Source organism: Limnospira sp. PMC 289.06 (assembly GCF_032350395.1).
Taxonomy (GTDB): domain Bacteria; phylum Cyanobacteriota; class Cyanobacteriia; order Cyanobacteriales; family Microcoleaceae; genus Limnospira; species Limnospira platensis.
Map to the genome: position 1 here is coordinate 26,938 of NZ_JARPLC010000008.1, position 12,942 is coordinate 39,879.

The 12,942-nt window shown below is 47.2% G+C and carries 11 protein-coding genes; 6 read left to right on the forward strand and 5 right to left on the reverse strand.

Going from position 1 to position 12,942, the window contains the following annotated elements; translation table 11 throughout:
- Positions 1–3: 3 nt before the first annotated feature.
- The 4 genes from P5674_RS03400 to P5674_RS03415 form a co-directional block, all read right to left on the reverse strand.
- Positions 4–2,199 (reverse strand): putative baseplate assembly protein, encoded by a 2,196-nt coding sequence (locus tag P5674_RS03400; RefSeq protein WP_014275613.1) that lies wholly within the window; start codon positions 2,197–2,199, stop codon positions 4–6.
- A 6-nt stretch (positions 2,200–2,205) separates the two neighbouring features.
- The gene (locus P5674_RS03405; protein ID WP_006619182.1) at positions 2,206–2,616 is read right to left on the reverse strand and encodes a GPW/gp25 family protein; all 411 of its coding nucleotides are present in this window, start codon (positions 2,614–2,616) and stop codon (positions 2,206–2,208) included.
- Between the two features lie 308 nt (positions 2,617–2,924).
- Positions 2,925–3,830 (reverse strand): ChaN family lipoprotein, encoded by a 906-nt coding sequence (locus P5674_RS03410; RefSeq protein WP_006619181.1) that lies wholly within the window; start codon positions 3,828–3,830, stop codon positions 2,925–2,927.
- 244 nt (positions 3,831–4,074) lie between these two features.
- The gene (locus tag P5674_RS03415; protein WP_014275614.1) at positions 4,075–4,251 is read right to left on the reverse strand and encodes a hypothetical protein; all 177 of its coding nucleotides are present in this window, start codon (positions 4,249–4,251) and stop codon (positions 4,075–4,077) included.
- A 238-nt stretch (positions 4,252–4,489) separates the two neighbouring features.
- Here P5674_RS03415 and P5674_RS03420 point away from each other — a divergent pair, with 238 nt between their 5' ends.
- The 3 genes from P5674_RS03420 to P5674_RS03430 all read left to right on the forward strand — a co-directional run bounded on the left by P5674_RS03420 (position 4,490) and on the right by P5674_RS03430 (position 7,785).
- The gene (locus tag P5674_RS03420; protein WP_043469032.1) at positions 4,490–5,653 is read left to right on the forward strand and encodes a GuaB3 family IMP dehydrogenase-related protein; all 1,164 of its coding nucleotides are present in this window, start codon (positions 4,490–4,492) and stop codon (positions 5,651–5,653) included.
- Positions 5,654–6,019: 366 nt separating this feature from the next.
- Positions 6,020–6,343, forward strand: coding sequence for a thioredoxin (gene trxA / locus P5674_RS03425; protein WP_006617044.1), 324 nt, complete (start codon positions 6,020–6,022; stop codon positions 6,341–6,343).
- A 374-nt stretch (positions 6,344–6,717) separates the two neighbouring features.
- Positions 6,718–7,785, forward strand: coding sequence for an LOG family protein (locus P5674_RS03430; RefSeq protein WP_014275616.1), 1,068 nt, complete (start codon positions 6,718–6,720; stop codon positions 7,783–7,785).
- A gap of 20 nt (positions 7,786–7,805) precedes the next feature.
- On the opposite strand, the gene rppA is transcribed toward P5674_RS03430, so the two are convergent.
- Positions 7,806–8,489: a two-component system response regulator RppA gene (gene rppA / locus P5674_RS03435; RefSeq protein ID WP_014275617.1), complete on the reverse strand. Its 684-nt coding sequence runs from the start codon at positions 8,487–8,489 to the stop codon at positions 7,806–7,808.
- Positions 8,490–8,739: 250 nt separating this feature from the next.
- Between rppA and hisG the strand changes: the two genes are divergently transcribed.
- The 3 genes from hisG (at position 8,740) to P5674_RS03450 (ending at position 12,705) form a co-directional block, all read left to right on the forward strand.
- Positions 8,740–9,384: an ATP phosphoribosyltransferase gene (gene hisG / locus P5674_RS03440; protein WP_006617041.1), complete on the forward strand. Its 645-nt coding sequence runs from the start codon at positions 8,740–8,742 to the stop codon at positions 9,382–9,384.
- Positions 9,385–9,717: 333 nt separating this feature from the next.
- Complete coding sequence (locus P5674_RS03445; protein WP_006617040.1) at positions 9,718–10,683, forward strand: hypothetical protein; 966 nt, start codon at positions 9,718–9,720, stop codon at positions 10,681–10,683.
- Between the two features lie 183 nt (positions 10,684–10,866).
- Positions 10,867–12,705, forward strand: coding sequence for an N-acetylmuramoyl-L-alanine amidase (locus tag P5674_RS03450; RefSeq protein WP_014275618.1), 1,839 nt, complete (start codon positions 10,867–10,869; stop codon positions 12,703–12,705).
- Positions 12,706–12,942 lie beyond the last annotated feature (237 nt).

The window sequence follows — 12,942 nt, forward strand, 5'->3', positions numbered from 1 at the left end:
GTTTTATGACCCCCCGGAACCTCCACCGCCGATAATGTTGATCAAATGGCGATCGCCTCCGGCATCAGACCAGGAACAGATAGTGCCATTAGGACCAGGATCAATCATGGCTATAGGTTGTCCCCGCACCCACCGCCCGCCCTGGCGGCGGATAGGAAACAGTTGCACAGCCCCCAAGCTCATCACAGTAGGAAATTGCTGTAGTAGGGCGATGATATCGGCTGTATACAGGGGCTGACCGAATGGCCAACCTTCGGATTGATGGCCGCCAATGATCGGGTTAAGGAACCTATACAAAGCTATTTGTAATTGCGATTGGATCTCTAGCCGAGCTTGGGGATTGTGGTATTGCGGCGGGGTAGTAATTTCGGAGGCGACGACGACTCCTACATACTCTGGTTCACGACATTTTACTTGTATCCCCAGCAGGCGACGTTCATCAAGATAACTGAGAACCTGGCGATTGAGTTCGGAACTGATGGCTAATTCTTCTGGTGAAATGCCGACTCCTTGCTCTAAGGGTATCAAACTGGTGCGGGGTATCAACAGAAGTTCCACGACTCCCTGATTCCCAGGACTTGCCCTGAGACAGCGACAACGGGCGATCGCTCCTTGTCCTGCTACTATAGCTAGGGTTTCAAAGTCTTGGGGGGTGACAGCGCGATCGCGGGTTCGCAGCATTTGGGGGACGCGAATGGCGGCCATCTCTAAGGATTCAGCATCAGAACCGCCCCTAGCGGGAACATGATTGACCACCGCCCCAACGTAGGGCACAGCAGTTTTCATCACCGAGATGGTTCCCGGTTTGACGTTGCCTTGGACTCCTCCTCCGGTACGATAACGAACCATCCGCAAACTGGCTCCGGCTGGAGGTATAGCACCATACTGTCGCTTTTGATGGTCGGCGCTTAAAATGGTGTTTTGTCTGGCGGTGCTTTGCCATCTGGGGGAGTAGTCGGTTTCTCGCACCAGTTGAGTCGGTTCGCTCACCTGGGGTCCAAATTGTACTATTCCAGTTACGGAGTCCAGCACATAGTGGCGATGGTCGGGTTGGGAATTGGAAAAGTCGGGGACTTCTTCCCAAATTTGAGGTAATTCTCCGATCGGGGTAACAGTTAGGTATTCTCCGGCCATGCGAGTCAGCACGGGGGGGCGTTGCAGTTGGAATGCTTGGCCAGGAGTGCCGTCCGTCACTCCTAATAATTCGTCGTTGATTACTTGACACTGGCGGGCTACGGTGCTTCCTCCTATGGCGCGGGAATTGATGCCGACAATGCGGGGGGAGGCACTATAGGGGGATTGGTCGAGGGTGGGTTCTGTGTAGACGCAGCGCAGCCAGCGACCTTGATAGGCGGTGAACTGGGCGACGGGAAATTCTACGGGTAAATGCAAAATAATATCCGATCCGCCTTGGGGGTCTCGACCCTGTTTGACTGCATCTCGAAAACTGAAACCTTGGCTTTCGTCGTCTGCTTCTGCCAGCAGGACTGATTGCCAGTACCTTCCGTTCCAGGCTTCCCAGCGACGGGGGGGATGGTCGGGGTTAATGCCTGTGGGGGTGGCGGCTTGGCCTTTGACGGTGAGGGCGATAACGTTTCCTTCAATGGGACTGTCAGGGGTAAAGACTAGGTAAAAACATTGCCCTGATTCGGGGCGATCGCTGAATAACGAGAGTTCTGGCCCTGACCAGGTTCCGTCTTCTGCCATCGTCCACCAGTTGGTTAACCGATCACGCAACATTTGTGGGGTGATATCTGGGGTTTGACCGTGCAGAATGTGCCCGATCAGGGGTCTGCCAATAACTAAGGGGCGATCGGTGCTAAATACTATGGCTTCGGCATCGGGCAGCCTTTCGGTGGCTATTTCGATGCCTTCGGGGATGGTATAGGCTTGGGGAAGGTCTGATACTAGATAAAAGGTGATTTCGGTTTGGGCTGGGTTGGGGGGCTGTAGGCGAATTCCTAGCAGTTCTAAAAATAGGACGTAGTTTCGCCTGGGAAGCTGGTTGAAGCGACTCAGCATCTGGTCCATCAGCCATGCAAACAGTTCCAGCAAGGTGATTCCTGGATCGCTGGGGTTGTAGTTATTCCACTCGGGACAATAGCGAGGGATTCTTAACAAGCATTCTTGCAGCAGATCGTCATAGGTGCGATCGTCTAGGTTGGCTTTGGGAAGGTTGGGTAAAAAGTCGAATACCATGGCAGCTTATTCCGGCTGTTTTTGCAGGTAAAAGGGATAGACGAGGCTCCTTTGATCGTGGCTGGGTTTGAGACTATAGTTGATCACTAAATCTACTCTCCCACCATCGGGGTCGGGAATGGCTTCTACGTCTATCAGCATTATGCGCGGTTCCCACTGTTCTAAGGCTTCTTGGACGAAGATTCGCATTAACATCAGGGTTTCGGAGTTGATTGGTGCAAAGCTGAGTTCCCACAACCGACAACCGAAGTCTGGCCGGTTGACTCGCTCCCCAAGATCGGTCATTAAAATTAGCACGATGGACTCTCGGACGTTGCGATCGCCTGCGCTCAAAGCCCAATTACCTTGCTGATTTACTAACAGTGGAAAAGCGAATCCCTGACCTAGGTGGGCCGGGGGACGGGGTGGTTTCAGCATCGAGATTTTCCCTAATTCCTCGAGGAAATGTTTGCGGGGTTAATAGGACTCAGCATTGATGATTTATACGGCACGGGTAGGCTTGGCATCACATCACACAGCCATACAAAAACAATCGCCAACCGCTTTCATCTTTACTAGAAAACAGCTATCTTTCCTATGCTGCGACCAAGTTGGTATTATATCAATAATTGGGTACAATGTCAATAATTTTGGTAAGAATTTCTCAATAATCGAGGGGGCGGGCGGGTGCAGTAAGTGGCTTAGTCTATGGCTTGGCATATCTTGCACCCGCTTAACGTTGTGGTTCAGTGTTGCCAGATGAAATCAGCTATATTTGCCGGTAGACTGTCTTGGTCGGGAGATTGGAATAAAACCGATCGCTGAACTATAGTGGAGTCGGCTAATCGTCTCTCGACGCGGGAGGGGATGCCATGGTTGTAGACTACATGACCTTTTCCGACAATCACTACCACGGTAAAGTCGGGGTTAGCTTGGACAAAATTGGCGATCGCATCAGCCATGGTTTCATCCCAAAGGACTTGGGCTTCCACAAAGCGATCGAACCCGCCTTCACTACCTTGATGTTGGTGTTGTCTATAGATGTTGTAGAGCATTTGCCGATAGTCTTCATTATCGGTCTTGATTTCGTCGATGGGGGGAATGTAGCGTTTATGTTCGGTTTGTAGGCTGGCTAAACCCGCCGCCGCCACTTGTCGGGTCACTTCGGTGGGGGTGTTGATGGCTAAAACTGGAAGTTGATTGTCCCGCGCAAATCGAAGAATGGGGGCGTAATATTTCCAGGGAAAACCCCAACGTTGCAGATATTCCGTGTCGCGGACCAGTTGGGTTTCTGAAATCTCCCCGGCTAAATATTGATCTATGACTGACTGATAGGGACGCTGGAACATTTCCATGGCGATCGCTATTTGGGGATTTTGCTGATGCAATATTTGCAAAATCTCGAATTGGGCTTGATGGTCCAGGGTGTTGTCGTGGGTTTCCCCCAAATAGATGATGTTAGCCGTTTTCAGAGATTCTAAAATATTTTGGCGATCGGATGACCTGATAGAGGCCGCTTGGGAAAACTCCGCTAAAGCCTGGGAGGGTTGAGTCCAAGCTGATGGTAGGGGACACACCAAAAACAGTCCCAGGGAACAGGTGCAGAATCGAGTAATCAGTTGGACTTTCCAGAAATTATGCTTTTTATACATTATCTTAATGCCGTAAGTGCATATCGCAAATTTTTCTGTAGCCTAGGCTACACAATACCCACCAATAAAGACTTAGGGTAAGTTAATCGGCTTTAAATAGTTTACCAATAGATTTTCGGCATTTCCATAACTTCAACATAGGTATAACTCCCCATTTTCAACTGAGAAGTTGTAGTTTGGGGAGTCAGTTTGTCTTGACATATAAACAGAATAAATTTTAATAAAAATACCCTGTTATCAATCGCTATCTTTTTTGGTGATATCTACCATTTGTGTGCAGCTCACTAATAGGGTTATTAGCACGCAATGCAGCCATAAGCTGAGGTTTGACAGCTTTCACCCACTGGTCAAAGTCAAAATTTTGATCATGGTTGGAATTAGGGATAGTGCTGCGGTTGCGGTCAGTGCGGGTGGTACTCATAGGGATAACTTATCAAGAGAAAAGATTGACTTATAATTAGCCTAGCGATAGATCCCAAAATATTCAACACTAAATGCAAAACTTAACCCAAAATTAATCTGTTAAGAGTGAAGATGGGTTCTAGGCGGGGGCACTAAGGGCGGGGGTCGGGGGTGTGGGTAAGATATCGAGTTGATATGCACCACCAATTTTGATAATTTGATAGGCTAACTAAATAGTGTTAGGAACCTGTAAAGAAGTGGATATTGTAATTGGGCGTGGCAAAAAGGCTCGTCGAGCATACGGAATTGATGAAATTGCCCTAGTTCCTGGCCCTCGAACCCTTGATCCAAGTTTAGCGGATACCAGTTGGACAATTGGCAATATTAACCGAGAAATTCCGATTATTGCCAGTGCGATGGATAGCGTGGTAGACGTGAATATGGCGGCGAAACTGAGCCAAATCGGTGCGTTGGGGGTTCTGAACTTAGAGGGCATCCAGACCCGTTATGAAGATCCCAACCCGATTTTAGATCGGATTGTGTCGGTGGGAAAAACGGAGTTTGTGACATTGATGCAAGAACTCTATGCTGAACCGATTAAGCCAGAACTGATTAAAAAACGGATTGCAGAAATTAAGGCTCAGGGCGGTATAGCAGCGGTTAGCGCTACTCCAGCGGGAGCCAGTAAATATGGTGATGCTGTTGCGAAGGCGGGAGCAGACTTATTTTTTGTGCAAGCTACGGTGGTTTCAACGGCTTTTCTGTCCCCAGAATCGGTGACTCCGTTAGATTTGGCTGAGTTTTGTAAAAATATGCCCATCCCGGTGGTTTTAGGGAACTGTGTCACTTATGAGGTGGCGCTCAACCTAATGAAAGCGGGAGCGGTGGGAATATTGGTGGGTATTGGACCGGGTGCGGCTTGTACTTCTCGTGGTGTGTTAGGGGTAGGAGTTCCCCAAGCGACGGCGGTGGCTGATTGTGCTGCGGCTCGTGATCAGTTTTATCAGGAAACTGGCCGTTATGTTTCTGTGATTGCTGATGGAGGATTAATTACTGGGGGCGATATCTGTAAGTGTATTGCTTGCGGTGCTGATGGTGTGATGATTGGTTCTCCTTTTGCTCGTGCTGAGGAATCTCCGGGACGGGGATTTCACTGGGGTATGGCTACTCCTAGTCCGGTGCTTCCGAGGGGAACACGGATTCAGGTGGGTTCTACGGGAACATTGGAGCAAATTCTCCGGGGTCCGGCTCAGTTGGATGATGGGACTCACAACCTGCTGGGGGCTCTAAAAACGAGTATGGGAACTTTGGGAGCGAAGACTATCAAAGAAATGCAGCAGGTAGAGGTGGTGATTGCTCCTTCGCTGTTGACTGAGGGTAAGGTCTATCAAAAGGCACAACAATTGGGAATGGGTAAGTAGCAATTATTGGGCTTTGGGTGCTGGGGTGGCTGATGTTGGCGGGGGTGGTCTGATTAAGTATCGTAAAAATTAGTGCTACCCCCTGGAATTATTGGCGAAATAGTGCCACAATAGAAGTGGCGGAGACAAATGTTTCCGTTCACTCCTCACACCACACTCCGCCTGGACCTACGGTTCGGGCGGTTTCTTAATTGGGTAATCGTTTAGGTTAGCCAAAATTTTTGGCGATCGCCTGATATGATTAACTTCGATATGCTGTAGTCTTTTGTACAGCCTGGTATCAGAACCATCGGGACAAAATTGCTAATTCTGCCCCAGTTGGTTTGGTGGTAGAATAACTTACGATTAGATTAAGGATTGGAAGGAATGTCAACAGCCGTAGAAGTTACTGATAGCACCTTTGAGCAGGATGTACTGGAAAGCGCACTTCCGGTGCTGGTGGATTTCTGGGCTCCTTGGTGTGGCCCGTGTCGCATGGTCGCCCCTGTAGTTGAGGAAATTGCACAGCAGTACGATGGACAGATTAAAGTTGTTAAGCTCAATACTGATGAAAATCCCCAGGTAGCGAGTCAATATGGAATTCGCAGTATTCCCACATTAATGATCTTTAAAGGCGGCCAACGGGTCGATATGGTGGTGGGAGCGGTTCCTAAAAGTACCCTTGCTAATACATTAGAAAAGTACCTTTAAACCATGGGCTAGACCGGAAACTTGGGATGAAGGGCTTTATATGTGATGAGCTGAGAATCAGGTTTCATCGGGATTAAAGGTTCTTCAACCTAATCTCGACCCCTAATTAATGCGCGTAAGGTGTTACGGAAATTTCCCGCCTATAGGCAAACTATCCCTATTCTACCTGCACCATTAGTCAAGGCGGCGGGAGTGTCAATAAATAAAAAGCCTGTCTTTACAGGCCCACGGTGGAGAGTCGGCAAGCGGGTTGTCCCGCCTGCCTCTTTTCCTGGGATTTTTAGGTTTGATTGGCGGAATTTGGTAATTTGTCAATAGATGGCCCTGGAAAACTGCAAAATATAGGGCAAATTGTTGTCAGTTGTTCTGATTTTATGAATGCTTCTGGAAATGGAGATACGCTGGCATCTCTCAAGAGAGAGATTAACCAACTGATTGATGAGCTACCGGCATTAAAGCACGAAAAATGGATTGTGCGATCGCTTTCTAGCCTGGTGCGTATAGCACAATCAGATATTGAGTCTTTGGATTGGAAAATTCTCTCGTCTGCTGTGTTAGATATGGAGCAGGGATTTGAGATTTTTTACCCTTATCGCCATATTCGCAAAATCTGCATTTTTGGTTCGGCGAGAACTTCACCAACAGCGCCGGAATATGATATGGCGGTAGAGTTAGCGCGCGCGATGACTCAGCAGGGATTTATGGTGCTAACAGGGGCTGGCGGCGGAATTATGGAGGCGGCTAATTTGGGTGCGGGTGCAGAGCGATCGTTTGGTTTAAATATCAAACTCCCGTTTGAGCAGTTTTCTAATCCCTACATTGAGGGAGATCCTAAGCTGATTAAGTTTAAGTATTTTTTCACCCGGAAATTGTTTTTTCTGCGGGAAAGTGACGCTTTGGCTATGTTTCCGGGTGGTTTTGGCACTTTGGACGAAACTTGGGAGGGTTTGACTTTGGCTCAAACGGGAAAGTTTGGCCCGGCTCCGGTGATTTTGATTGACCATCCTGGGGGAGATTATTGGTATGATTGGCAAGAATTTGTCAGAAAACAGCTTTTGCGCCGGGGTTTTATTTCCCAGGATGATCCTAGTATCTACACGATTACAGATGATTTGGCTGTAGCAGAGGCGGCGATCGCTGATTTTTACCAGGTGTATCACTCTAGTCGCTATGTGGGAGATTTATTTGTGATGCGCCTAAATTCTGAACTGAGTGATGAACAGGTCGAATATCTCAATCAAGAGTTTAAGGATATTCTCTCGCAGGGACGCATAGAAAAAAGCCGAGCCCTTCCCAAGGAATTAGGGGATGAAACGGAACATCTACCCCGCTTAGTTTTTTATTTTAATCAGCGGGATGTGGGGCGTTTATATCTTATGATTGCTGCTATCAATAAGATGGGTGAAAATTTACCAGGTGCATCTCATCCTGAACAGAAGTAGTCAGAGTCGGGGATGAAAAACTATTCTCCAAATCGATATCCTTTTCCATAGACTGTGTGGACGAGGGGGACAGCGCCCGGTAGTTCGATTTTGCGCCGCAGGAGACGAATTTGGGCGGCTAGGACGTTGCTGCTGGGTTTTTTGTCTGTTTCCCCCCATAGGTGTTGGTGAATTTCGGTGTGGGTGAGGAGTTGTCCGGGGTGGCGCATGAGATACTGTAGTAATTGGCTTTCCTTTTCTGATAATTCGATCGCTTTTTGTCCACGATAGGCTAATTGAGTTTCACAATCGAATTGCAGATCGCCGAATTGTAGGCGGTTAGAGGTGACTGTGGAATCTAAAATAGGAGGGCGACGCAATAGCGCCCTGACTCTGGCTAGTAGTTCCCGCAGTTCAAAGGGTTTGACTAAATAATCGTCTGCGCCCGCGTCTAGTCCTTTAACTCGGTCGTCTAGGGTATCTTTGGCGGTGAGAAATAGTATGGGGGTGCGGTTTTGCTGCGATCGCAATTGGGCGCAAATTTCTAATCCTGATTGATGGGGTAACATCCAATCGAGAATCAATAGGTCATAGTGATGATTTTGGGCGAGAGTCCCGGCTTGTATACCTTCATAAGCCTTATCGACTGTATAACCTTCTCGACTGAGGGCGCGACTGAGGGAATTGGTTAATTCCACTTCGTCATCTACAAGTAGAATCCGCATGAATATTAAGCTAAATTTGTTGATGTACTCACCTGGTAAGCTACAGGTGAGGTGATTCTCGGCGACTGGTAGCAACTAGGCTCATGGTCGCCCTAGTTATCCCCCTGTCCACCCTAAAACAGTACATGGGGAAGGAATAGGAAGCCGTCCTTTCGGGGGAGGCTTCAACGGAAAGATTTAGTCAAATTGTATCAATATTGTTCGACTAAGGTTAAGCTAACTCATGGTTAAATAAATTTCCGAAGTGATTATGATTACTGTTGCACTTCCTAAAGGCGCTTTACTGAAAGATAGTATTGGTTTGTTCAAAGCGGTTGGACTGGATTTTAGCGCTTTTCTGGATTCGGCTAATCGCCAATTACAGATTGAAGATCCGACGAAAACGGCTAAGGCTTTGCTGGTACGAGCCCAGGATGTGCCTGTTTATGTAGAATATGGTCAGGCGCAATTGGGAATCGTGGGCTATGATGTTCTGCGGGAAAAGCGTTCTCAGGTGGCTTCTGTGGTTGATCTCCAATTTGGTGGATGTCGGATGTCGGTAGCTGTGAAAAAATCTAGCCCCTATAGCCGTCCGGTGCAACTCCCTCCCCATAGCCGAGTGGCTTCTAAGTTTGTTCACTGTGCTAGTGAATATTTTGATAGCATTGATTTACCTGTGGAGATTGTACCACTTTATGGGTCGGTTGAATTAGGGCCAATTACGGGAATGTCTGAGGCGATCGTGGATTTGGTGTCAACGGGTCGCACACTACAGGAAAATGGCTTAGTGGAAATTGAGGTGTTGTTTCAAAGTACGGCTCAACTAATTGCTCATCCCCTCAGCTATCGGTTAAATTCTGATGGTTTAAATGAGTTGATTGCACAGGTGCGATCGCAGATTTTGGTAACTGTCTAATCACTGAGCATTACTCACAGTGCGATCGCATATATGGGGATGGTTTAGTCGGAGGTTGAGTTAATGGTAATTAGTTGGTGATTAACCCTGATTAACTACCTGGTATTAAAGTGCATTTCCCCCAGGGACTAAGGGAGTGAATGGTCAGGGAAAACCATAACCACTGGCGGGTCAGGTGGGTTAAGAAAAACTTAATCTTCACCTGATAAAAAATGTGGTATAAACGATGGTGTGAGCCATAGTTTACGGAATCCCTAAAACTACCAACTCCCAACAGGTGTCGGTATTATGGCTATGATTCGGTGCAATATTTATGATGAGGAGTCGTAAAAAATGACTAATGCTCAAGTTGTCCGAGAACAATTAAGCGCCACCGATCCGGCTAGTCCGTCTCTGCGTAATCCAGCCTTGCTGACTCGCTACGATGATTATATTATTCAGCCTACCTTTCCCAATGCGAATATTTCGATCGCTGTAGACGCATTTAATACAATGCAATATGACCCAATTGTGAAAGTCTTCCAACTTGGGCCTAATGATACTGCTCCTTTCCCTGGTCAAAGTCCAATCGCCGCCAATGATGATCGCGCCTTGGGAAACCGGAACGCCACTATTGCGCCAGGTCAGATTGAATTTGGCACAGGTTTAGGGGCACCGAGTACCCTGAGAGCCGATGGAGTTTCCCGGTATTTAGTGCGGGTAACAAGTTACGATCCTCTGCCGGATACTAGCACATTTCCGCCGACTGGAGAACTACCCCAAGACTATCAATTAGCGGTCAGTGTGGATTTAGGAAATTTAAACCCCCCAGATATTGCTAATGGGGGAATTTTAGGACCTAATGAGTTCGCCACCAATCCCGATGTTGATCCTTTGACAGGTGTAGCTAGATTCTGGGATTCTGAGGCGGGTTCCCATATTTTCACGGCTGATCAAATGGAAAAAAACACCTTAGCCAGCAATCCACAAAGATTTGTGAATGAGGGGTTTGAATTTGTATCAGAGGGAGATACGGTTTTGCAACGCTTTAGAAACTCCCAGGGTGGTTTTTTCTATGCCAGCAATCCCGGGGAAATTAATTTTGTGCAAACTCTGCAAGAATGGGTACCAGATGATCCGGGAACTTCGATTCGGGTTTTTTCGTCTCCTGTAGCTGGTGCATTACCAGTATTCAGGGCGTTTAATCTGGATACTAATGGTCATTTCTATACGATTGATCCAAATCAAGCAGCATTTGCTAATGATTTACCTAATTTCATCGGTCAAGGGGTTTCATTCTATGCGCGACCGATTGCGTAAATGGGGAATGGGGTTCTGTGGAATTAACTATTAACTAAACAGTGGTCATCTTCACTCCCTGCTGCTAGAATTTGGGATAGCAGTAGGGATTTGCTATGAACAGGGGGGTTCATCAGCCCCGGAAAGGGCGATCGCCTTTTGAAAAAATCCATAGCAGTGAGACCATTAGAATTGTTAGCACTTATGAAAAGAATTCTATTAGGATTAATAGTCTTTGCTTTAGTGATGATCACTCCAGCATTAGCAGAACAGCCTTTATTTGTAGCGTATCCTCCTAACCAACATAGGACTATATCCGATCGCATTTTTCTAATTGGAACCGCCGCCCCCCAGGGTGAGGTATTAATCAATGGTCAAGTTATCGATCGCAGTCAAGGGGGACATTTCGCCCCCAGTTTTCCTCTGGAATTAGGGGAAAATGAATTTATCCTGCGCCACGGTGATCAGGAAATTCGGCGCACTATTACCCGGATTTCTAATCAACCACCTATCCCGGATGGAATAGCGTTTGTGCCGGAATCCTTGACCCCTTCTAGCCCCATTTCCCGACTGCCAGGGGAAATGCTTTGTTTTAGTGCGATCGCACCTCCTAACGCCGAAGTTTCCGTGGATATTGCCGGGGAAACTATCCCGCTATTTAAGCAAAGTGAAAGTCGGCAACTTCCTGATAATAAGGCGGTTTTGACTGGCACGAACCAACCTATAAATATAGGGGGAAAGTTCGGGGGATGCGCCACTATTTCCCCAGATACTGATTTTGCTGATAATCGGAAGGCGATCGATTTAGGTCAACCCCGATATCAACTTATTCTCAATGGTGAAACCGTCACCCAAACAGCCACCGGAACCGTCTCTATTTTGTCTCCGACTCAATTTGAAATCGCGGAAGTAATTGTCGATGCAGGGGTCGCCAGAACCGGACCTAGCACTACTTATTCCCGTCTAACTCCCCTCCCCAAAGGAACCCGGGCGCGCATTACTGGTAGGGATGGAGATTATTTACGTCTGGACTATGGTGGCTGGATAAAAGCTGATGAAACGCGGCTTTTCTCTGGTTCCATTCCTCCTAATTCAATGATTCGTAGCGCTAGTTCGCGCCGAGATGGACAATGGACTAAGGTTTATTTTCCTTTACAAGTTCCGGTTCCTATTAGTATTCAACAAGGCGATCGAACCTTAACAATTACTCTGCATAATACAACTGCCCAAACTGATACTATCCGCTTTGATGATAACCCATTAATTGAACGGATGGACTGGCAACCAGTTCTCTCACCCATGGGAGACACTCAAGCGGCGGTTCAATATACTTTCCATTTTAGAACTTCTCAGCAGTGGGGATATGAAGTTAATTATGCGGGCACAACTTTAGTTTTATCCCTTAAACATCCCCCAGAATTAGGTGCATTAGATAATGCTAGTTTTCTGGCATCTATTCGCCGGGGAAGACCTCTAACGGGGGTGAAAATTTTACTAGACCCCGGACATGGTAGTGATGAGGATTTAGGGGCGAGAGGACCCACAGGATACCCAGAAAAAGATGTCGCTTTGATAATGTCTTCTTTGTTGCAAAGTGAATTAATTAAACGGGGTGCAACCGTGTTTATGACCCGGGAGGGTGATGATGATTTATGGCCTCATGAACGGGTGGAAATGATTAATAAACAAAAACCGGATCTGGCTTTGTCGATTCATTATAATGCTTTACCGGATAATGGAGATGCTATCAATACCAAGGGAGTTGGGATGTTTTGGTTTCATCCCCAAGCCCACAATTTAGCGGTTTTTCTGCACAATTATTTAGTGGAAAAATTGGATCGACCTTCCTATGGTGTGTTTTGGAATAATCTCGCCCTAACTCGTCCTTCTGTTACCCCTTCGCTATTATTAGAATTAGGGTTTATGATTAATCCCGAAGAGTTTGAATGGATTATTAACCCGGTTGAACAGCGGAAATTAGCGACTACTTTGGCTGATGCTATTGTGGAATGGGTAGAGTCCAGGGTGGCAGGTTCCGCATAATGAATAACGTAGGGGCGGGTTCTGCTGTTAATTATGTCGGACTACGAGGGTATAAATAAACCCGCCCCCACCCGGTGATTAATTAATAATGGATAATTGTCGGGGCGGGTTCTGCCAGTTTCTCGTCTCGCCACCAGAGGATTAATAAACCCGCCCCCACCCAGTGATTAATTAATAATGGATAATTGTCGGGGCGGGTTCTGCTGTTAATTATGTCGGACTACGAGGGTATAAATA